The sequence below is a fragment of the Fredinandcohnia onubensis genome (assembly GCF_002734215.1).
GTDB classification, from domain to species: domain Bacteria; phylum Bacillota; class Bacilli; order Bacillales; family Bacillaceae_L; genus Ferdinandcohnia; species Ferdinandcohnia onubensis.
In genome coordinates this window covers 315,507-335,421 of sequence record NZ_NSEB01000004.1, presented here as the reverse complement: position 1 = coordinate 335,421, position 19,915 = coordinate 315,507, and the positions used below count along the sequence as shown (strand labels likewise).

25 protein-coding genes are annotated in these 19,915 nt (G+C 36.5%); 5 read left to right on the top strand and 20 right to left on the bottom strand.

Features of this window, described 5'->3' with window-relative positions:
* Positions 1-77: 77 nt before the first annotated feature.
* The gene (locus CKK03_RS04585; protein WP_099361439.1) at positions 78-809 is read left to right on the top strand and encodes a class I SAM-dependent methyltransferase; all 732 of its coding nucleotides are present in this window, start codon (positions 78-80) and stop codon (positions 807-809) included.
* Positions 810-856: 47 nt separating this feature from the next.
* Here CKK03_RS04585 and CKK03_RS04580 read toward each other — a convergent pair whose 3' ends face one another.
* From CKK03_RS04580 to norA, 9 genes are all read right to left on the bottom strand, one after another.
* Positions 857-1,234, bottom strand: coding sequence for a VOC family protein (locus CKK03_RS04580; protein WP_099361438.1), 378 nt, complete (start codon positions 1,232-1,234; stop codon positions 857-859).
* Positions 1,235-1,269: 35 nt separating this feature from the next.
* Positions 1,270-1,722, bottom strand: coding sequence for a GNAT family N-acetyltransferase (locus tag CKK03_RS04575; RefSeq protein WP_099361437.1), 453 nt, complete (start codon positions 1,720-1,722; stop codon positions 1,270-1,272).
* A gap of 36 nt (positions 1,723-1,758) precedes the next feature.
* On the bottom strand, positions 1,759-2,796 hold the full coding sequence (locus tag CKK03_RS04570) for a serine hydrolase domain-containing protein (RefSeq protein WP_099361803.1): 1,038 nt from the start codon (positions 2,794-2,796) through the stop codon (positions 1,759-1,761).
* Between the two features lie 235 nt (positions 2,797-3,031).
* Positions 3,032-3,436 carry a group-specific protein gene (locus CKK03_RS04565; protein WP_099361436.1) on the bottom strand — a complete coding sequence of 135 codons (405 nt, stop codon included), beginning with the start codon at positions 3,434-3,436 and terminating at the stop codon, positions 3,032-3,034.
* Positions 3,437-3,558: 122 nt separating this feature from the next.
* Positions 3,559-4,023: a DUF3291 domain-containing protein gene (locus CKK03_RS04560; protein ID WP_099361435.1), complete on the bottom strand. Its 465-nt coding sequence runs from the start codon at positions 4,021-4,023 to the stop codon at positions 3,559-3,561.
* Between the two features lie 82 nt (positions 4,024-4,105).
* The gene (locus CKK03_RS04555; protein WP_099361434.1) at positions 4,106-5,275 is read right to left on the bottom strand and encodes an MFS transporter; all 1,170 of its coding nucleotides are present in this window, start codon (positions 5,273-5,275) and stop codon (positions 4,106-4,108) included.
* Between the two features lie 217 nt (positions 5,276-5,492).
* Positions 5,493-5,978 (bottom strand): nitroreductase family protein, encoded by a 486-nt coding sequence (locus tag CKK03_RS04550; RefSeq protein WP_099361433.1) that lies wholly within the window; start codon positions 5,976-5,978, stop codon positions 5,493-5,495.
* A 16-nt stretch (positions 5,979-5,994) separates the two neighbouring features.
* Positions 5,995-6,399: a hypothetical protein gene (locus tag CKK03_RS04545; RefSeq protein ID WP_099361432.1), complete on the bottom strand. Its 405-nt coding sequence runs from the start codon at positions 6,397-6,399 to the stop codon at positions 5,995-5,997.
* A 267-nt stretch (positions 6,400-6,666) separates the two neighbouring features.
* Positions 6,667-7,857 carry a multidrug efflux MFS transporter NorA gene (norA, locus tag CKK03_RS04540; protein ID WP_099361802.1) on the bottom strand — a complete coding sequence of 397 codons (1,191 nt, stop codon included), beginning with the start codon at positions 7,855-7,857 and terminating at the stop codon, positions 6,667-6,669.
* Positions 7,858-7,963: 106 nt separating this feature from the next.
* On the opposite strand from norA, the gene CKK03_RS04535 reads away from it, so the two are divergent.
* On the top strand, positions 7,964-8,791 hold the full coding sequence (locus CKK03_RS04535) for a MerR family transcriptional regulator (RefSeq protein ID WP_099361431.1): 828 nt from the start codon (positions 7,964-7,966) through the stop codon (positions 8,789-8,791).
* Positions 8,792-8,835: 44 nt separating this feature from the next.
* Here CKK03_RS04535 and CKK03_RS04530 read toward each other — a convergent pair whose 3' ends face one another.
* Complete coding sequence (locus CKK03_RS04530; RefSeq protein ID WP_099361430.1) at positions 8,836-9,222, bottom strand: nuclear transport factor 2 family protein; 387 nt, start codon at positions 9,220-9,222, stop codon at positions 8,836-8,838.
* A gap of 154 nt (positions 9,223-9,376) precedes the next feature.
* Between CKK03_RS04530 and CKK03_RS04525 the strand changes: the two genes are divergently transcribed.
* Complete coding sequence (locus CKK03_RS04525; RefSeq protein WP_099361429.1) at positions 9,377-9,979, top strand: LysE/ArgO family amino acid transporter; 603 nt, start codon at positions 9,377-9,379, stop codon at positions 9,977-9,979.
* Between the two features lie 123 nt (positions 9,980-10,102).
* Here the strand turns inward: CKK03_RS04525 and CKK03_RS04520 are convergent, their stop codons facing one another.
* From CKK03_RS04520 to CKK03_RS04505, 4 genes are all read right to left on the bottom strand, one after another.
* Positions 10,103-10,900 (bottom strand): HAD family hydrolase, encoded by a 798-nt coding sequence (locus tag CKK03_RS04520; protein ID WP_099361428.1) that lies wholly within the window; start codon positions 10,898-10,900, stop codon positions 10,103-10,105.
* A gap of 126 nt (positions 10,901-11,026) precedes the next feature.
* On the bottom strand, positions 11,027-11,236 hold the full coding sequence (locus CKK03_RS04515; protein WP_099361427.1) for a hypothetical protein: 210 nt from the start codon (positions 11,234-11,236) through the stop codon (positions 11,027-11,029).
* A gap of 229 nt (positions 11,237-11,465) precedes the next feature.
* Positions 11,466-12,008: a signal peptidase I gene (gene lepB / locus CKK03_RS04510; protein WP_099361426.1), complete on the bottom strand. Its 543-nt coding sequence runs from the start codon at positions 12,006-12,008 to the stop codon at positions 11,466-11,468.
* Between the two features lie 187 nt (positions 12,009-12,195).
* Complete coding sequence (locus tag CKK03_RS04505) at positions 12,196-12,765, bottom strand: hypothetical protein (protein WP_099361425.1); 570 nt, start codon at positions 12,763-12,765, stop codon at positions 12,196-12,198.
* Positions 12,766-12,916: 151 nt separating this feature from the next.
* Here CKK03_RS04505 and CKK03_RS04500 point away from each other — a divergent pair, with 151 nt between their 5' ends.
* A complete protein-coding gene (locus tag CKK03_RS04500) occupies positions 12,917-14,362 on the top strand; it encodes a PQQ-dependent sugar dehydrogenase (protein ID WP_099361424.1) in 1,446 nt (481 codons plus the stop codon).
* 84 nt (positions 14,363-14,446) lie between these two features.
* A complete protein-coding gene (locus CKK03_RS04495) occupies positions 14,447-14,743 on the top strand; it encodes a 4a-hydroxytetrahydrobiopterin dehydratase (protein ID WP_099361423.1) in 297 nt (98 codons plus the stop codon).
* 125 nt (positions 14,744-14,868) lie between these two features.
* On the opposite strand, the gene CKK03_RS04490 is transcribed toward CKK03_RS04495, so the two are convergent.
* The 6 genes from CKK03_RS04490 to CKK03_RS04465 form a co-directional block, all read right to left on the bottom strand.
* Positions 14,869-15,366, bottom strand: a complete 498-nt coding sequence (locus CKK03_RS04490; RefSeq protein WP_099361422.1) for a DinB family protein — start codon at positions 15,364-15,366, stop codon at positions 14,869-14,871.
* 330 nt (positions 15,367-15,696) lie between these two features.
* On the bottom strand, positions 15,697-16,047 hold the full coding sequence (locus tag CKK03_RS04485) for a DUF2200 domain-containing protein (RefSeq protein WP_099361421.1): 351 nt from the start codon (positions 16,045-16,047) through the stop codon (positions 15,697-15,699).
* Positions 16,048-16,155: 108 nt separating this feature from the next.
* Complete coding sequence (locus CKK03_RS04480; protein WP_180271148.1) at positions 16,156-16,497, bottom strand: avidin-fold protein; 342 nt, start codon at positions 16,495-16,497, stop codon at positions 16,156-16,158.
* Entirely contained in the window at positions 16,497-16,946 is a 450-nt protein-coding gene (locus tag CKK03_RS04475; protein WP_099361420.1) for a GNAT family N-acetyltransferase, read from the bottom strand. Before CKK03_RS04475 ends, CKK03_RS04480 begins: the two co-directional genes overlap by 1 nt.
* A gap of 120 nt (positions 16,947-17,066) precedes the next feature.
* Positions 17,067-17,945, bottom strand: coding sequence for a PhzF family phenazine biosynthesis protein (locus CKK03_RS04470; RefSeq protein WP_099361419.1), 879 nt, complete (start codon positions 17,943-17,945; stop codon positions 17,067-17,069).
* Positions 17,946-18,025: 80 nt separating this feature from the next.
* The gene (locus CKK03_RS04465; RefSeq protein WP_099361418.1) at positions 18,026-19,879 is read right to left on the bottom strand and encodes an LTA synthase family protein; all 1,854 of its coding nucleotides are present in this window, start codon (positions 19,877-19,879) and stop codon (positions 18,026-18,028) included.
* Positions 19,880-19,915 lie beyond the last annotated feature (36 nt).

The window sequence follows — 19,915 nt, the reverse complement described above, 5'->3', positions numbered from 1 at the left end:
ACTCCATAATTTTACAATACATGTTAAAATAACCATTAGCAATGAGAAAATACTGGTGAGAAAGGGGTTATGAGTGGATGGAATTTCGAGGAGCAAGTGCATACGACCACGAGGACTTTTTTTCAAATTATATGAAGCGGAGAGGTAGAAAGGATAGTCCCAATAATGCAATCGAAAGTCCGATTATTTATGAGCTAATCGGTGATTTTCAAAATAAGAGTATTCTAGATTTAGGTTGTGGTGATGCCTCTTTTGGCAAAGACTTACTGAGTCAAGGTGCTTCCTATTACACGGGTGTTGAAGGTTCTGAGCAGATGGTCGCAGCTGCAAAGCTTAATCTTAAGAGTGAGAATGGAACCATTTATCACGAAAACCTGGAAACATACAGCTTTCCTTCAAACCACTTTGATATTGTCGCTTCTCGCTTCGCCATACACTATATTTCAGACATTCGGTCTCTTTTTCAAAACGTGTATCGTGCTTTAAAAAAGAACGGAAAATTTGTGTTCAGTGTCCAGCATCCCCTCACAACTTCTTCTTTCATAAGCAAACAAGAAGGGGATAAGCGTGGGAACTGGGTAGTTGATGATTATTTTCTTGAGGGCGAAAGAAAAGAACCTTGGATAGATCAAATTGTTGTAAAATATCACCGGACGATTGAGCAGTACTTCCGGGCTCTGACTGAGACTGGTTTTAGAATCGATGATTTACGTGAAGGTGCTCCCCGACGAGAACATTTTTCAAATGATGATGAGTATAAAAGAAGACAACGAATTCCAGTCGTGTTGATATTTTCTTGTAGGAAGTGACCTGTTTTTTTCCTGAGAAAACAATGGGACAGTGATCCTGTCCCACTTTATTGGCAAACTCCTAATGGGTTGTTGTCTGGGTCGTAGAAGGTAAAGAATCTTGTTGTTCCTTCTCCTCCGATTGGATTTACATTCACATTCTTTTCAAGTAAGAGTTTGTGAGTTTCTTCAATGTCTTCAGGGATGAAATTATAATATTTTCCGACACCAAAGTTATTTTCCGGAAACGCCATTGGTTGATGATTGAAGGTTCGAACTAAGCAAACTACAGTCTGCGCTTGTTCAGAAATCTTCATAACCGCAGCTTCTTCCTCCATGTAAAGCAATTTAAATCCAAGTATTTCTGCATACCATTTTGCGGATACTTTAGGGTCTTTGACTGGGATAAATACACCTTCCATCCCTTTTAATAGTGGTTTTGTCATATAGTACATTACCTCCTCGGTTTAATTTAGATCTCTTACAAAGCTATTGCGTAAATACGCGAACTCGCTCCCCACGGATGATAGCCTGTACCAATATGGTTGAATCCGTATTTTTCATATAAACCAATGTGGTCTGTACAAAGATATAAGTTTGAAAAACCTCCAGCTTTCGCATCGTTTTTAGCTCGTTCTAATAGAAGTGACCCATAATTATTACCTCTATACTCTTCTTCAATGTATACTGCACACACCCAAGGATACAGGTCCATTCGGCTTATAAAATCATTTGTAATCAGGCCTGCGCAGCCAATTATTTTTTCTTCTTCCATCAATAGATACCATTGTGGCAAGGGGTTTGTGCTCGAACAACAATGTTCAATACAATCTTCATATACCTTCATGCTTTGTTCACTAGCCCATTTGCTTTGAATATAGGTTATGGCACTTTTCATAAGTTCTGGATTTTCTTTAATGGAGATTATTTTCATTTTCCGCATCCTCCAGTTATAGAATAACTAAATTTGTTATATTTCAAGGGATTTGTATATTTCACCAATAATCCCCTCCATTTGGTGAACACCTAATTCAGCGTTTGTCATTATCACCGCACCGGACTCTCTTTGCGGAAATGCCACCATCATACATTGGAACCCTACTCCCCAACCAAGTGAGGAAATTTCAATTTCTGTTTCTTGCCCGTTTAAAAACACTCCCAATCCGCACCACTTCTTATCTCTTTGAGGGCTTATCATTTCCTTTGCTTTACTTTCGGAAATACCAATTTTACTATCACCTTTTAAAGCATTCATTAATTCAAGAAGTAAACGAGTTAAGTCTGTAGTGGTTGTCCATAATCCTGAAGCTGCAAAGTAGGGATATATCGGATATGTTCCATCCACGATTTCACCATTTTTGTTATGTCCACTAGATATGTTTTCATTTCCTAGATCTGTGACTTTCGGAACAAATAAGCTATTTTCCATATTTAATGGTTCAAATAAAAGTTCGTTCACAACCTGGTCAAATGGCATTTTAGTAATGTCTTCTATTAGCTGCTGAATAATACAAAAACCTGCATCCGAATAATGAAATTCACTCTCAGGTTCATGTTTTACTTCAATGGGTTCGTTGCAATAAGGTGTTCTTCCCTCTAATAGGTCAACCATTGAAGGTACACTGATGTCCATTTTTAGCTCTGTGAAACTATATTTAGGGTCGACAATTCCCGATTGATGGCTTAGCAGGTTTCGTAATGTAACCTTTTTATTTTTTGTATATTCATTTTCAGGTACTTTCCAAGATTTTAGTTTTCTGTTAACATTCTCATCTAAATCAACGAGTCCCTGTTCGGTTAGATTAATAACTAGCATTCCTGTTAGGAACTTACTAATTGAACAAGAGTTAAAGATTGAACTTTCAACTACATTTTTAGTTGTCCCTGCTTGTAAGACACCATGGTTCTCTATTGTACTGATTTGACCTTTTTCAATTAACGCAATGCTCAAACCCGGTACATGATAATGTTCCATAAGCTCTAGAATGTCATCATTTTTTAATCTCATAAATAGCTCCGTTTCCATTGCTAATTCTGCTTTTCACCATTATTTTGTTTGTATATTTTTTTAAGTGTGGAGTGAATATTATTTAAAGCTAGTAATATAAACCCTAACATGATAAAAGTTACTATTTCACCAGTAAAAAAGGATACCACTCCTAAAACTATAAAGTAAAAGCTATACCACAAATTATTCATTTTCATATTCACTCCTGTATAAAAAGCCTTCTTTAAAAATATAATCATTTGTTTGCATTCGGGTTCCTTTCAACAACTCTTTCTATTAAATCTTCAATAGTCCCAATACACTTTTCCACTTCAGGTAAATGATAAAATGTACTTGTTGTTTCAAAGTTATTTAATTGATCATCCGGTGAATAAAGATAGATTTTCTTATCTTGTCCAAGTGCTATTCCAAGTTCAATGTGGCTGCCTTTTCCTGCAGGAATTAGGACGATAAGAAAATCCGATTCTATTACTGCATTTTTCTCTTCGGTCCCAATAGCTTTTAAATCATCGAATGTCGAGGCCCTTTCATTTTTAGTCCAATCATATGTATGTATAAAACCTCTTTTTACTAATCGTTGTGAAACATAACGAACTGTTTCTATGTTCTTAAAACTTGATGCAACATAAAACTTTTTCATATTTCCCCCTGTTTTTTGCTTTTATTACCTATTCTCCTATTCGTTTAGAGAATCCTTCTGTAACCGCAAAAAATGCGCTAATCACTTGATTAACGCATCTTTTCAATAGAGAAGATCTTTCCCTATTTGAGCAAACAAGACTCTCCTGTTTCATCAAAAGCATGCTTAAAATCAAATGCAAAAGGAGTAGACCCATGCTGACTATAGTAGTTGTATCTCTTAAAGGACTCCTCCCAAGAAACATCCTTTACCTTCTCTGTCCACCACACAACATATGAAAGATGTTTTTCTTGATAAGGCTCCACCCAGTTGCTCCTATTTTTTAAAGCTTGGCTATGCCTACCTGAATAAGTAAATCGGTATAAAGAATAAATGTCCGTCCATACTGTTAGTGTCAGGACAGGATAACCCTCCCCGGTAGCTTCTTTGGGTAGAGATACCCCATCTGATGAAAACTCCTCTATAAGATTTCCAGATCCATATGCCTGACGCATGACTTTATATCCTTTTTCAAAAAAGTCACGTGAGACAGGGTGGTCATAGGGGTGATGTAACCGACCCACCGTATAAATTGCAACTAAAGCCATATATAGCCCTCCATTTACAGTCTATATCTAGATATATTCTTATATGGTGGGGTCTTATTACTTCCAATAAAAAAAGCGCAACTTAAATTGCGCTCCTTGTTTTATACGTATCTTTTTCCTTGCTCCTAACAGAAATGACGACTGTAATGAGTGATAAAATGATGAAGATTCCACCTGCAAACGGGTTTACTGTAACTGAAAGTGTATCAACGATTCCAGCTCCAATCACGGAGCCGACAGCAACACCTAAGTGAAGTGCTGAGTTATTCAAGCTTTGCTGAATTTCCGATGATTCAGGGGCTATTTCAATCAGATAGGATTGCATGGCCGGTGATATCGCCCAACTGAGAATCCCCCAAACAATTAAGACGATGAAAAACACAAGATAGAAGTCTGCTGAATATGGAAATACAAAGAATAAAGCACTAAATATGACTAGTGAAATAACCATTGTTTTTCTTGAGCCCAATACATCTGCCAAGACACCGCCAAGACCTCCACCACTTACCGCTGCAAAACCGAAAATGAAATAGATGACACTAATCCAAGTCGCGTTAAAATCAGTGGTTGCTTCTAAATAAGGTTTGAAATAGGCATACATGATTGTATGACCTGTCATATATAGAAAAGTCGTAGTCAGTCCTAATGTAATTTTGTGATTTTTCAATGTTGCGAGCTGTTGTCTTAATGGAATTTGAGGCTTTGGTTGTACTCTACTCATTAATAGATGAACGCCAATGATGGATAATCCCGTCAAAATCGTGATGAGTACGAATGGTGCTCTCCAGCCAAAACTATTTCCCATGATAAGTCCGATTGGTACCCCTAAAACTAAAGAAGCACTTACTCCCATGGACACAATCCCAATGGCCCTGCCTTTATACTGTTCTCCTACTAAGCTAGGCGCCATAACCAAACACAAGATTATTAATAACGCTCCACTCAGTGCCAGAATAATTCTTCCTATAAACAAAATTGAAAAAGTCGGTGCAAGTACGGTAACGATACAACCGATGAAAAAGATATATAAGCATACTAAGGTAAGCCGTTTTCTTTCTACTTTAGCTGTCATGACAAGTAAAATAGGTGAGGCCACTGCAAAAATGACAGCAAACACAGTAATCAGCAAACCAACTTGGCCGATACTTACATCTAAATCCTCTGCAATCAAATCCAAAATGCCGCTAATGATGAGTTCAACTAACCCAATGATAAAGGATATGATCATTAAAAAATAAATACGTTTATCCATGTTGTCTTCCTTCCTTTTGACGTCCCAAACTCTATAGTATCTGTTGATGAAGGCTTACTCAAGAAAATAATCTCATCTCTATTATTTGATTTCGTCCAATTTACAATTAGCTTAAAATTTTCCTGAAAGTATGAGGTTTTAATCACTAAAATAAAAAAGTGTGTTAATCCAATTTAGGGATCAACGCACCATGATTGCAGTGACAATATGAGCTTTTTTACGATAGGTACTTTATTTTTTCTTGAATAGATGTTCTTTCTTTTGCCTCTTTAATCTCATCAGGATATCCGACACCAAATGCTCCAATGACATCATACCCTTCAGGGACACTTAGAATATCACGACTTTTTTGAGCATTTGCCATTGATGACCAGAATGTACCTACGCCTTCAGCCCAAGCGGCTAAAAGGAAATTCTGTACAAAACACGACGTTGCAATCGCATTTTCGTACGTCTCTACTTCTGATGCACCATGTCTTGATAAAACAACAAGAACAACTGGTGCATTAAAGAAATTCGTCTTATGATTTAACTTTTCTCTTGTCTCTGGACCAACCACATACACTTCCCACGGTTCGGTCATTCGATGGTTCGGAGCCATTGAACCCGCTTGTAACCAATTATTGATTTGCTCCATTTCAATTTGGTCTTGTTTAAAACTTTTTATATTACGACGTGTATGAATTACCTCTAGTATATTCAAGTTATTTTCCTCCATTTTACATTTCAAAATGAATACTCATGCTTCGAATGACCTTCTCTCTAAGTTCGTTCAAATCACTGAGTTCATTTGACACTATGTGAAATGCCTCTTCATTTCTTTCATCTAGTGATTCATCGAGCTTATATTCTAGATAGTTTAATTTTAAATCAAGGTCTATAAACGAGCAGAAAATATTTTCAAAATAATATTTTTCAAAGTCATGAATGTTTATGTATACTTGGAATTTCTCATCAAAATCAATGAGCACGTACCAACCAAGGCTGTCTAAAAACATTCTATCTGGGGTAATGGTTAATATCGTTCCTTTTTTAGCTTCTATTTTTTTCAATCCTTCACAATTTGTGCAAGGACATTCCACTTCTATCACACTGGTTTTTAATAAAACAAAGCGATGATTCATGACATTCACCTTCCCTAAACAATCTTCATTTAGGTGGAGGAACTAGCGCTTCATTATGGTTTAATTATGGGGAGATAATTAAAAAGGGGATTTCACGTCGTTCCTCCGATTCAAATGAGAATGTATCTCAAATAACACTATAAATGAAAATGATTCTCATTGTCAAATGATATGTGCAGAAAGATGAAAAGATAATACTTATTCCTTTAAAAAAGCACAAAGAGGAACCCCTCCTTGTGCTTCCTTCAATACATTATTTAATCTTACTTAATTAGCTACACTGGGTTTTACTTGTTTTACAGTTTTTTCTTGTTTCCGCCAGAATAGGGTTAATACAATCCCGAAAGCAATGATCACTGTTGCAAAGTAGTAAGGATAATTTATGTCGATATCGAATAGCATACCGCCTAAAATGGGTCCACTAACGTTTGCTAAACTTGTGAACATCGAGTTCATTCCACCAGCCCATCCCTGTTCATTCCCTGCGTTATTTGAAAGATATGAAGTAACAGCTGGTCGGAATAAATCAAACCCAACAAACAGTATAAATGTAACGAGCAATATTGCGAAATAGGAATGAACGACGGTCATTAGGAAGACAAGTAAGCCTGACAAGATTAAACTATAACGAATGAGTTTAATTTCACCCCAAATCCGTGTTAACCGATCAAATAGAAGAACTTGAGACACTGCACCAAAAATAGCACCACCGGTAATCACGATAGCTATATCAGCTGGTGTAAATTGAAACTTGTGGTCCACAAATAAACTAAAGAACGATTCAAAAGCTGCTAAACCAAACGAAGCAATAAAAATTAATATAAACGCTATGAAATATTTTGGAGCAAACATCCGTTTAAACCCAATTTGTTCTTCTGATGGATGTTCATGATTTTCTGTTTGACGTTCGGGTTCAGATAATAAAATAATCGAAAGAATCGCTGCGATCGTACCAAGTCCCCCTGCAAAAAAGAAGGGAATTCGTGTCCCCAATTCAGCAAGAAATCCACCTATACCTGGACCAATAATAAACCCTGTGCTTATGGCCGCAGACATATAACCGAGTGCTTTCGGACGAGTCTCCAATGTCGTAATATCCGCAATAAAGGCTGTAACGGCTGGCATGATGAATGCAGCACTAATTCCACCAAAAATACGCGAAATGAATAAAATCTCGATTTCTTTCCCAATCCCAAATAAGAATTCTGAGAAGCCGAAAATAAATAAGCCAAGGACAATCATGATTTTTCTTCCATATTTATCTACAGCCTTACCTGCAAATGGTGAGGCAATCAATTGAGCAATCGCAAACACAGCGGTTAAATAGCCAACTGTTGTACCGGTTAAACCTAGTTCATTCATTAACGTTGGTAATACAGGAATGACAAGGCCAATTCCCAAAAAGGCAATGAACAAATTCATTAATAATAACCATAAGGTGACTTTATATGTTTTCATCATTTTCACACTCCTTAACAAAACAAATTCCAGTAGACCTTTCATTTGTATAGATGTTATCGTAGTGTATATAGTAACTATATAGTCAAGGAGGGCGATGTAAAAAATGAATGAAAAAAATGTAAAGTATTTAACGACTGGTGAATTCGCAAAGCTTTGCAAGGTTAACAAACAGACTCTTTTTTACTACGATCAAATTGGTCTATTGTCTCCAGTATATAAAAATGAAAAAGGATACCGATTTTATTCCATTAACCAAATGGAGTTATTTTATGTAATTGATTTATTAAAAGATCTTGATATGTCGCTACACGACATTCAACAATATACACAAAATAAATCCCCTGAAAGCTTTTTACGTTTAATGTATCAAAAAAAGGAAGAGATCGTGAAAAAGCGCCAAGAAATTGAAATGAAGGAAAAATTGATTGAGGCAAAAATAGCCTTAATGGAAGATGCCACTCAAATTAACTTTGAACAAATTACGCTTGAACACTTACCTGAAGCCACACTTTATTTAAGTAGAAACATTGAAAATATATCGGATGAAGAATTTGTAGAAGTCATCTCTGAATTTATTGATGAATTAAATGAATCACAACTTGACACTGGCTACCCTATAGGTGGTATAACCAAACGGGAGCAAGTATTAAAGGGTGATTTCTCTAAATATAGCTACTTATATATGGAACAACCTAATCCCAAGGAAGGATATCCATATTTTCAAGCTGTAAAAGGTGATTTCCTTATTGGGTATCATATCGGTGATGATAAAACAATACATAAAACATATAAGCGACTTCTTTCAGAAATGGAACGATTAAATCTAACCTTAGGAGATCATGTTTTTGAGGAGTATGTTTACGATACGGTTGTAACGAATCAAAAAGAAGAATATGTAACAAAGATTATGGTAGAAGTCATTAAAGAATAAGCTTGGGGGTTTGCTGCCCAAGCTTATTCTTTAGGAAGGTATTTTTATTCAGAATATCTTTCCATATGCTGTCTATATAACTTCCATACACCTGATTCTTTTTTAAATACCTCCATTGCTAAAGCGGTCGCAACCTTTTCCTCTTGTAAATAAAATTCTACTATTGAAGATAATATTAGCTCATCATCTGTCCTTAAATTATGAGTTAAATCAGTGTACTTCCAGTATGGTCTTTTTCCTTCATATCCTTTTATGGTTTCAACGTTACCTTGTTTATAAGATTCAGCCCGATAAATTTCATAGTCCTTATCCGTGTAGTAACCAAAGTACCCAATAAAGTCATCCGAGATCCATGCATTTATCTTTTCAATATTACCTTCATTTAAATCCTTTCGGTAATCATAAACCACATTTAGTGTTTCTTGAATCAAACCCTTCCCCCCTAGATATTAGTTTTTATATTCTATTCTTCTATTTTTTGTAAAATCCTTCTTAACCTTCTGTTCTTGGGCTCAAAAACTTTTAATGTGATATTGTAATTTTCTAGACACAATGTACGATAGTATGTATTAGGGAGTTGAGTATATGGAAGCCATTTTACATGGGATCATCTTAGCATTCGGTCTAATTTTACCTTTAGGTGTACAAAATGTATTTGTTTTTTCGCAGGGAGCAACACAGCCAAAACTAATGCGGGCGTTTCCTGCAATCATTACAGCTGGTTTGTGCGATACTCTGTTAATCCTATTAGCTGTGTTTGGTTTATCCGCTATCGTTCTACAATTTGAATGGTTGCGGATTAGTCTGATGAGTGCTGGGATTTTGTTTTTACTATATATGGGATATGCGATTTGGCGGTCTGCACCGATAGCAAATGAAACGAATAAAGCATTGCCCATCCGGCAACAAATCATCTTTGCTTTATCCGTATCATTGTTAAATCCGCATGCCATTTTAGATATCGTCGGGGTGATTGGGACAAGTGCGTTAAAATATGTTGGAACTGAACAAATACTATTTACCGTTTCTTGTATTCTCGTATCTTGGATCTGGTTCTTTGGGTTAATGTTGGCAGGTGCGGTTATGAAAAAATTAGATGGTACTGGAGTCTTAATGAAGATGTTCAACAAATGCTCTGCCATCTTTATTTGGGGGACAGCTATTTATCTTTTAATGGGTCTGGTATAAGAACTAATTTGAGTTTGATAGAGATGAAAAAGCCATATAATGAATTCACTTATATGGTCGAATGTATCGTGTATTAAGTTTTCATTCATCTACGAAAAAAAATCACTTACCATTTAGTTTACGTTACAAGGCAAACGGCTCATATGGTATACATAGATAGCGTTCAATGAACTGAGCTAATCCATCATTTTGGTGGTGCCCTGTAACAAAATCAGCTGCAGCTTTTACATCATGATCTGCATTCCCCATTGCCACACCAGTACCGACATGACGAAGCATTTCGATATCATTTGGTCCATCACCAATGGCTACGACTTCTTTTGGGTTAATTCGATATGCATGAATTAAGCTTTTTATAGCAGACCATTTCGAAACTTTAGGAGCAACTAACTCAAACCCATCATTCCAATCAATGACTTCTGCTTCCTTTTTAAATATAGAAGATAACTCTGGACTTGCTGTACCTGTTCGAACACTATATTTAAGGACATCTTGATATTGAGCCTGTCTTAAATCTCCAATATATGTTGGCGGAGTTTGCCCAACTTTTGTCCAATAATCGATTTCTTCATTTGTTTCCTTACAATAAAGCCCATTTGCTGTATGAACGATAACATTACAAGGTCTATCAGCAGTCAGATGGTGAAATCGCTCTTCATTTATGCTGACGGTTCTCTTTTGTAACGCTCTTCCCGTCAATGCATCATGAATAGAAGCGCCATTCAAACAGATCATTGGGGTTCGTAATCCGATTTCTTTATGGTAGGGCGCCGTTACTTCATAGTGTCGACCAGTCGCTAGAAAAACCTTTACTCCCTGATTAATCAACCTATAAATAGCTTCTAAATTTCGTTGGGAAATGGTGTTTGAAGCGGTTAGTAATGTACCATCCATATCAATAAATAATGCACGCACATTCATTTATAATGCCTCCTCATTCGTTGATAAACCAATCATATCATCTGAATATTAAAGCCAAGTAAATATAGTGTACAGATAACATGAAGTTTACCGGGAAGAGTGAGGCTATTCCAAATCCTATCAGGCTTACTTCACTCGTGAATGCCTTTTATCAGCAGCACTTAATACAAATAAAGTAGCAATACCCCAGATAATACCTTGGATAATAATCGTTATCCAATTACCTATAGGGAATAAAAGTGAAAATAGAAATAATAATAATGGACTGATTACGATAATAGAAATGCCGATCCTGAATGCTTTTTTCTCGGGTAGTGCTTTAATCTTAGCTATCATTTATTTCACCCCGTTTTCGTTAAATTACGTTCTTTCTTTACCTTTTTTCCTTTTATCCAATACATGAGCAATGGCACCAAATATATTCTCAAGAATTGTATAAATCGCTTCCATCAAGACTTCCCCTTTACTTCATTCTACATGTGTATACGGAATTAAAATGAGAAGGTTTCAAAATACTGGAACTCCATATAAAAAAGGTGCTAATGAGCGCACCTTTTATAGAAACTTAATCAAGTATTTTGATCTCTTTGATTGGCCAGACTACAAGATTCGTAATTCCAACTACACTATCTATTGGAATCGCCCCAATGTGACGACTGTCCATACTATTTCGGCGGTTATCTCCCATAACAAACAAATGTCCTTCAGGAACTACCTCACTCCCCACTGGAGTTTCCAGTAATGTGAATGAATTTGTTAATGGACCATCAATTAGCTCTTCTTTACTATTATCTAAATAAGGCTCATCGTACGGTTTTCCATTAATGTACAATGTATCATCTTTATACTCGATACGATCTCCTGGCAAACCAATCACTCTTTTAATATAGTCTTTTTCCTCAGTTGCGTGAAATACGACAACATCAAATCTTTTCGGTTCACCTATTTTTGTAACAATCATTCGATTTTGATCGTGCAAAGTAGGCTGCATCGAGGCGCCTTCAACAATAGCAGGGGTAAAGAAAAACACACGAATAATAAAAGCTATTAAGAGTGCAATAAAAAGGGCTTTAATCCATTCCCAAAACTCACTTCTAGTATCAATCACATTTTCACCTTCCTACATACTCTCCATCGTATTTCGCCTTTATTCCTGGTATTAAGAATACTTTGGAAATCTATTTTAATGATTATATTCCACAAAACAACTCAAAATCCTTCTTGGTCCAACAAGCTAAAACCAAACTTCACAAAACATTTACATGGGACACAGGGACAGGTCCCGTGTCCCTCTATCATCGTGAAATAATTTTATGGAGAACTTTAAAAGCAGAAATACTTACTTTCTTCCAAATCCAGCTATACAATAAGCAAAAAGCAAATGTCCCTAATAGAAAAGCACTATTAAAATGGGATGATACGGATGGCCCTAGTATAGGAAATTTAAATACATATAATAAAAGACTTATACCTAACGTCAAACTTAATGCTGCAAAAACGATCGTTAATATGCTCCTCTTAAAATACTTAAGGCCGATGCCTAAACTGAGCCCTAATAATCCTGTAGTAAAGAGAAAAACCAATAGTTCACTTGGCTGGAGCATTGCCAATAGGAATGCAGATACGAAATAAGTCATCACACCTATTTTAAGTGACATGAGGCTAGCAAGTACAAGAGGACCCGTACTCATCATGCTCAGGATAAAGCCGATCCCCGTAAAAACCCCAGCAGACTGAAAAATGACGGCAGATGAACCTAATAATGCTCCTACTATAAGCCTCGTTGTCTTTGAATACCTGTCAATTGAAAGGTTTATTTCATCTCCCCAAAAACCAGATGTTACTTTTTTAATAAATGACCGCATGTGACACCCCCATATTAGGTAAATGCGGTAAGAATGAAGATTATGCTAGAAATTGTTGTTCTAGACCAGCAGTCTTTATAAATAGGTACTATTAGAAATCTTTGACTCATATTTTAATTAAAAGAAAGCAATGAGAAGGGGTGTAAGTTTGTTGAGAAAAGTGAAGGTTCGTTTACGTCCCATTGTACAACGGATTAATTTACCCACTGTTATAAAAACAGCTTTTCTTCCGGGTGACTCAATTGAACGATTATTTATTGCAACCCAAGTTGGAGAAATCTTTTACATAGGAAATGGTGATATTCGGACTTTTTTAGATATTCGACCACGAATCATCAAACTTGGTGCTTCTGGCGGATATGATGAGAGAGGTTTGCTAGGACTAGCGTTTCATCCCGGATTTTATTATAACGGCTTGTTTTATCTTCACTATTCAGTAGCTGGAAGCCAAGGCCCAGGGGCTCTTCCTGAATCTTATACTCCGAACCCGTGTGATCCCAATACATTAAACCTTAGATGGACAAATCGAGATGCTCTATTTGACCATATTGATACAGTTGAAGAATGGATGTTACAACCAAATGGCCAGCCCCAAAAAAGGCGGACTTTACTTAATTTAAGGAGACCATTTTTAAATCATAATGGAGTCAACAGCTTAACCTTTTCACCAGAAACAGGGAAACTTGTTCTAACAACCGGCGATGGTGGATCAGGTTATGATCCGTTTAATTTAAGTCAGGATGATATGGAAATCGCGGGGAAAATCATTGAAATCGATGTTGGGAAACATACAACAATTCATAAGCCACCCGTCGTCACTCGTTTTAATGAATTACCGGTACCTATTCAGGAAACACTTACGGTCATCGCTAAAGGGGTCCGCAATATACCGGGGATTTCCTATCAAAGGATGAATAATCAATTTATTAAATATGTGGGAAATGTCGGACAGGAACTAGTCGAGTCCATCTTTTCATTCGTTCATTACAAACCAATACCGGTTACTCAAATTGTGGGGCACAGAGACTCCCTTCCTAACCCAGTTGAGACAAGGAAACTGTCCCCTAATCCCGCTGACCAAGAAGAATTTATTAATTTTGGTTGGCGAGGGTGGGAAGGTGTTTTGCCAACTTCGATTATAAGGAACTGTACATCTAATCAGACTTTGAATGAGAAAATAGCTGCATTTTACAATGAGGTGATTGAAACTTCAGTGAGTCGGATTCATCCCTTAACTAGTTATTACCATCAAGATTCTCGTCCTGATAAGTTTAGTGGAACTGCGCTCACAGGCGTGCAAGCCTATATGGGGAATGGCATCCCTGCATTAACAGGAAGTGTCGTATTTACTGATTTCGCACGAAAGGAAGAATCACAAACTCCGGTAAGAGGGGCCTTAGCTTATACGAGGGTGCGGATGGATGGTAAACTGAATGAATATAGTATGATTGAAACCAATTATAATTCTGGTACTCAATCAACTTACTACGTTAGCCTAGGAACGAACATAAACCAAACCAAATTATACTTAGGTACTCATGGCTCTACGAAAGTGGCAGATTTTAACCAAGGAACAGTCTTTGAAATTGTTCAATAAGTGGGACACAGGGACAGGTCCATTCTCCCAGCTGGGAAACGGGACCTGTCCCAGTGTCCCCATAAATGCAAAGGGGAAATGAACATGGAAAAACTTAGCGAGGCAGCCATCCAAGAAAAACTAATAGATCATGCAAACTGGAAGTTAGTCGATGGAAAATGGATTCAACGGAAATATCTCTTTAAGGAATATCTAAACGGTATAGAATTTGTTCAAAATGTCGCCCATCTGTCAGAAAAAATGAATCACCATCCCTTTATCTCCATTGACTATAAACTTATCTCGGTTAAGATTACATCGTGGAAAGCGAGGGGACTAACGACTTTGGATTTTGCATTAGCAGAAAAATATGATGAGTTGTATTTACAGATAAAAAAATAGGTGATCAATAAAATGATCTCCTTTTAATCTTGCTATCTATCTTTGATTGGAATTTAATTATTGACTTTAAACACCATTTGTAAAACCGTTTTGGCTATTTATGAATGTCACTGCATTATAGTGTTTTAGGACCAATCAACGCCACCCCAAGAAGATTGCAACTTCCGCAACAGAACAATTTGGCCAAGATGATAAGTATCGTGCATCATGATATTGCTCAGTAAACGCTCAATTGAGTGCCTGTTAGCTGCATAAGGAGCTTTTAACTTTTCATCGTCAAGGTCCGCAATAACCGTTTTTAAATTATTGAATACTTCATTAAGGCGCTGCACTGTCTGAGCCCACCCATTTTCGTCTCCTGGATCCCCCGGGTTTCCAAAGGTTTCTTCATTGTCTTCTGCCTTATGTGGATTCTCTGTGCCCTTAATTCGATGGATTACATCCTCATTCCAAAAGATCAAATGGTTAACAATTTGCCAAATTGAATTACTTTTTCCTGAACTTGTCCATGCTGCCTCGGCTGCGGTGACTCCATGCAGCGCCTGTTCCATGGATGCAAACCAATCATTCTCATGGCAATGCATCTCTAGTTGTTCTAAGAACATTTTGGTTACAACTTTCATACAACCAATCTCCTTACTGTTTAGTGTATTCTTTCAAAGTTAAAGGCTCTTTTCTAAAAGACTACTGCTTTTTGATATAAATACAAACCTAGTTTATTGGAGCCTAAGGTGGCGACTCCAGATTTTGAAAATACAACAAAACCTTAATCACTATGATTTATTCGGCTCATCCAGCTTTTATTCCTTCATCATGAAATATAAAGTACCCTATCGGACAGACCTTTTTTTAGTATGTTCCCCCGCCCGATGTTAAAAGCGTGGGTGAACATAAAAAAAGAAACACTATTCCTTTTACAATTATATGGAATCAGTGTTTCTTCATTTTCACTTTTATTTCCGCAAAATCTTCTCCATCGCTTTTCCTTTTGCTAACTCATCGATTAGCTTATCCATATAGCGAATTTCCTTCATCAGTGGGTCTTCAATTTCTTCTATTCGGACTCCGCAGATGACACCTTTAATCAAAGCCCGCGAAGGATTAAGTTTGGGAGCTTCGGCAAAGAAGTCTTCAAAGTTTGTCTTTTTTTCTAGATGTGCTTCTAACTCTTCCTGACTATACCCTGTTAACCAGAGAATGATTTCATTGACTTCTTCTTTCGTACGTCCTTTTTTCTCAGCCTTCGTAACATAGTGAGGATAGACTCCTGCGAAACTCATTGTATAAATCCGATGTTTAGTCATGAAATAACCTTCCTTATATGGTTTTCTTTATTATAGTTGGAAAAATAGTTGGGTTCAAACAAAGTAACCACCTATGTAGCTGTCAATTGAATATTGACTATTAAAGTATTAGATTACTTCTTCGATTGTAGATTTCCCTTCGGTTTGTTCATTATCAAGCCATTTCCAACTCTCATGCAGTCTAATTCTACCGTCTGGAAGTAACTCGGGAGTTGAATAACATTGTCCTCCCCTTATCTCATTACTGGTATTTACATGGTTATATCTAAAATTCAAACATCCATTTTCCTCAACTATACCGATTAGAAAACCTTTTACAATTTCTCCGCCACTGTAGGAAGCTGAAAGGATATTCCCTTCTTGGGTGTATTCGAAAAAAGTCTTTGAGGAAACCTCTCCATTTTTGGTGTTAGCTATTGAAACGAATCGTTTCCCATTGTAATTGATCATCATAATCCCGCCAGTTCTAATTCATAATGATAAAATTGTGTATCCTTTTTGTAGCCATTCTTTTCATATAATCTTTGCGCTGAAACATTGTCTGGGGCTGTACTGAGACTAATGCTCTTAGCACCCGTTTCAATTGCATATTCCTTGGCTTTATGTAAAAGCATTTCTCCAACGCCCTGTTTTCTTGCATTAGAATCCACATACAAGTCATTTAAGATCCAAGCTCTTTTCATAGATATAGATGAAAATGTAGGATAAAGTTGAGTAAAGCCGACATAGTGTTCTTTGTCTTTCACAACAAATATAACGGACTCCTTACTCGCCATACGTTCTTTTATGTAAGCCTTGGCACCTTCTATATCAGATTCTTGTTGATAAAACTTCCGATATGAATTAAATAAATTTGTTACTCCCTCTAAGTCTTCAATTGTTGCCTGAACTATTTTCATAGTTTCCCACCCTCATCAAAAATGACTTCATGAGAATACTTTATACTAATTTTGGTATTTCCGCTGTAATTTTCCCGCAACTCCTTAACTTTTCTACTGCAAAGCAGCATATGAAGGTTATTATAGCAACCACTCACCCTGAGCTATTTTTATAACTTTCCCACCTACATGAACATTAATTTTCTCTTTTTGCTCATCTGCCTTTAGAAATAATAAAGATGGTCTTCCAATTTCGTATCCTTGTTCTACTCGAATGTCAATTTCACTTTTATTGAAGTACTTATATTTCACTAGGTATGCAGCTAAACATCCATTCGAACTGCCCGTTGCCGCATCTTCTGGAATACCATAGTAATCTGCAAAGTCTCGAACATTTATATCATTTTCGGCGTTATAAACTTCTGGTGAAAAAACTAAAATCGCTTTAGCTTCCAAATGCTCAATTAACTTATAATACTTTTCTCTATTTATATTTGCTTTCTTTACTGCCTCTAAAGACTTTAAGGGGACAATGATGGCCGGAAGACCCGTCGAAACTTCTTGGATTGGAAACCGATCGTCTATGTATTCACTATCTATGTTTAAAACATCCGATACTATTTTTCTATCTAAAAGCTGACCAAAGGTAGGCTCATTTTGTTTCATCCATAGAACTTCTTCTTGGTTATTAAATGAAACTGGAATCTGACCAGCCGTATAATTTAGAATCAGAGTTTCCACTGGTTTCTCTACTATTTCATTTTGAATGATAAAAGCAGTTCCTAAAGTAGGATGACCCGCAAAAGGAATCTCTTCATTCGGTGTAAAGATTCGAACATCATACCCCCCTGCATTTTTTATATCAGACAAAATAAAAGTAGTTTCGGAGTAATTGACTTCTTTTGCAATTTGCTGCATTTCCCTGTCAGAAAGATTTCCAGCATTTTTGAATACAGCTAGTGGGTTTCCTGTATATTTTCCTTCTGAAAAAACATCAACAATGGAATAATTAATCTTCATTTTTTTACCCCCAGACAAGTTCCTTATTTACATGGCAAACATGGTGTCATATAGATTTAACACCATGTTTGACTTCTTACTTATTCTTCAACTTTAAAACGTAATACATCCCCGAAAATAATATTGTCCGATAGTGTTAACTCTTGTCTTACCAGGTCCAAATAAGGATCGCATTTTTCTAGGTCTACAGATTCTTCATCCTGCTTGTTATAACAAACGTTATCCTTATATAAGTAATGTTCGGATAAAAAACCACCATCTCGGAAAATAACAGGATGGTCACTATCCCTTGTGAAAAGGTTATGTCCAAATGAATAACGATTATCAATATTTATACCAAGGAGATGGAGTAAAGTTGGACGTATGTCTATTTCTCCACCTTGTGTGGTTATTGTTTCCCCCTCTTGGCCAGGTACATGAATAATTAGTGGAATTTGTTTATGTTTTACTTGATTGACAATCGAATCCTCTTCATCTAGTAACTCATTGAGGCCTTGCTCATATTTCTCAGAAAGACCATAGTGGTCACCTACAAGCACAAACACTGTATCATCGTACATCCCCTGTGCTTTCAACTCTTCGAAAAATAGTTCAATCGATTTATCCAAGTAACGAACAGTTGTCACATAGCGATTTACTACTTCTTCCTCTGTATTTGCTGGGTCAATAAACAGATCTTCCTCATCTAATAAATAGGGAAAATGATTGGTCAAGGTAAGGAATTTTGCATAATACGGTTCAGGTAAGTTCTTCATATGCTCGACTGATTGTGTAAAAAACGGAATATCTTTTAATCCATAGTTAACCGAGTTTTCTTCAGTTACCGTATAATCCTCCATTGAAAAATACCTATCGTAGCCTAGGGATTTGTACATGACATCCCGATTCCAGAACGTATTTACATTCCCGTGAAATGCTGCTACATAATAATTATGGTTCTCTTTTAAAATATGAGGAAGACTATAATACGTATTTTCAGGTCTTCTTACAAAAACAGAACCGCTTGATAATGGATATAGACTTGTATCGATCATAAATTCCGCATCGGATGTTTTTCCCTGAGCTGTTTGATCATAGATTTGATTAAAATAAAAACTATCTTTAATCAACTCATTTAGGAATGGTGTCACTTCTTCTCCATTTATCCTTTGGTTGATCACAAAGTCTTGGGTCGATTCCAACGTGATTAAGACAACATTTTTTCCTTTTGCCATTCCGAATAAGTCCGTTCGCTCGGAATCTTTACGCTGCAAATGTTCCTCTAACGCTACTGCATCTGCCTCTGTTACAAGTAATCGCTCTAGAGGCGCTTTGAGACCTAAAGCAATATCATACACATGATAATTTAGTGGGCCTAATGATTTCACCATTTGCTCTCTGTCGTAAGCTTCCGAAAAAAGGTGAACTGATTTTAGCAAACCAAAACAAATTGCTAGTACTGCCAACGCTGAACTAACTGCTATATATTTCTTCTTTTGTTGTTTTGAAACGATAAGATTGGACTTTGTCTTAAAGAAAAGCCATCCTATTAAAAATAAATCTGGAAACAAAAAGAGATCCCATGGACTCATCAATTCAACCGTACTTGCACTCAATCCACCAACATTATTAAACTGAAACAGGATTGGCACCGTCACAAAATCATTATAAAAACGGTAATAAAGAAGATCAGCATAAAGAATGGCCGTCCCCACAACTAATAGTGCAAACAATACAAATCGATTTACCTTTTCACGAAAATAAAAACTTAAACCCATCACTAATAATAGAGACCCGATGGAACTTGTAAGGACTAATAAAATATCAAAATAGGATTGGATGCTAAGATTAAACCCGACAAAACAAACAATCACCGTTTTTAACCAGAGAATACCCGTTACGAGCAAAGTGTGTTTTATACTTCCGGTGCCTGTTAATTGAATTTTGCGAAACATTAGATGAATCCCTCTCCACTCTACGATCATTCTTTT

What these genes read in the sequence shown, in the direction of transcription:
- CKK03_RS04515 (WP_099361427.1), bottom strand. Translation starts at nt 11,236, where the DNA reads ATGATAGCTAAGATTAAAGCACTACCCGAGAAAAAAGCATTCAGGATC.
- CKK03_RS04555 (WP_099361434.1), bottom strand. Translation starts at nt 5,275, where the DNA reads ATGGATAAACGTATTTATTTTTTAATGATCATATCCTTTATCATTGGG.
- CKK03_RS04545 (WP_099361432.1), bottom strand. Translation starts at nt 6,399, where the DNA reads ATGAATCATCGCTTTGTTTTATTAAAAACCAGTGTGATAGAAGTGGAA.
- CKK03_RS04490 (WP_099361422.1), bottom strand. Translation starts at nt 15,366, where the DNA reads ATGAAAGTTGTAACCAAAATGTTCTTAGAACAACTAGAGATGCATTGC.
- CKK03_RS04580 (WP_099361438.1), bottom strand. Translation starts at nt 1,234, where the DNA reads ATGACAAAACCACTATTAAAAGGGATGGAAGGTGTATTTATCCCAGTC.
- CKK03_RS04575 (WP_099361437.1), bottom strand. Translation starts at nt 1,722, where the DNA reads ATGAAAATAATCTCCATTAAAGAAAATCCAGAACTTATGAAAAGTGCC.
- CKK03_RS04570 (WP_099361803.1), bottom strand. Translation starts at nt 2,796, where the DNA reads ATGAGATTAAAAAATGATGACATTCTAGAGCTTATGGAACATTATCAT.
- CKK03_RS04495 (WP_099361423.1), top strand. Translation starts at nt 14,447, where the DNA reads ATGGAAAAACTTAGCGAGGCAGCCATCCAAGAAAAACTAATAGATCAT.
- CKK03_RS04485 (WP_099361421.1), bottom strand. Translation starts at nt 16,047, where the DNA reads ATGACTAAACATCGGATTTATACAATGAGTTTCGCAGGAGTCTATCCT.
- CKK03_RS04520 (WP_099361428.1), bottom strand. Translation starts at nt 10,900, where the DNA reads ATGAATGTGCGTGCATTATTTATTGATATGGATGGTACATTACTAACC.
- CKK03_RS04470 (WP_099361419.1), bottom strand. Translation starts at nt 17,945, where the DNA reads ATGAAGATTAATTATTCCATTGTTGATGTTTTTTCAGAAGGAAAATAT.
- CKK03_RS04535 (WP_099361431.1), top strand. Translation starts at nt 7,964, where the DNA reads ATGAATGAAAAAAATGTAAAGTATTTAACGACTGGTGAATTCGCAAAG.
- CKK03_RS04560 (WP_099361435.1), bottom strand. Translation starts at nt 4,023, where the DNA reads ATGGCTTTAGTTGCAATTTATACGGTGGGTCGGTTACATCACCCCTAT.
- CKK03_RS04525 (WP_099361429.1), top strand. Translation starts at nt 9,377, where the DNA reads ATGGAAGCCATTTTACATGGGATCATCTTAGCATTCGGTCTAATTTTA.
- CKK03_RS04480 (WP_180271148.1), bottom strand. Translation starts at nt 16,497, where the DNA reads ATGATCAATTACAATGGGAAACGATTCGTTTCAATAGCTAACACCAAA.
- norA (WP_099361802.1), bottom strand. Translation starts at nt 7,857, where the DNA reads ATGAAAACATATAAAGTCACCTTATGGTTATTATTAATGAATTTGTTC.
- CKK03_RS04505 (WP_099361425.1), bottom strand. Translation starts at nt 12,765, where the DNA reads ATGCGGTCATTTATTAAAAAAGTAACATCTGGTTTTTGGGGAGATGAA.
- CKK03_RS04565 (WP_099361436.1), bottom strand. Translation starts at nt 3,436, where the DNA reads ATGAAAAAGTTTTATGTTGCATCAAGTTTTAAGAACATAGAAACAGTT.
- CKK03_RS04475 (WP_099361420.1), bottom strand. Translation starts at nt 16,946, where the DNA reads ATGAAAATAGTTCAGGCAACAATTGAAGACTTAGAGGGAGTAACAAAT.
- CKK03_RS04465 (WP_099361418.1), bottom strand. Translation starts at nt 19,879, where the DNA reads ATGTTTCGCAAAATTCAATTAACAGGCACCGGAAGTATAAAACACACT.
- CKK03_RS04585 (WP_099361439.1), top strand. Translation starts at nt 78, where the DNA reads ATGGAATTTCGAGGAGCAAGTGCATACGACCACGAGGACTTTTTTTCA.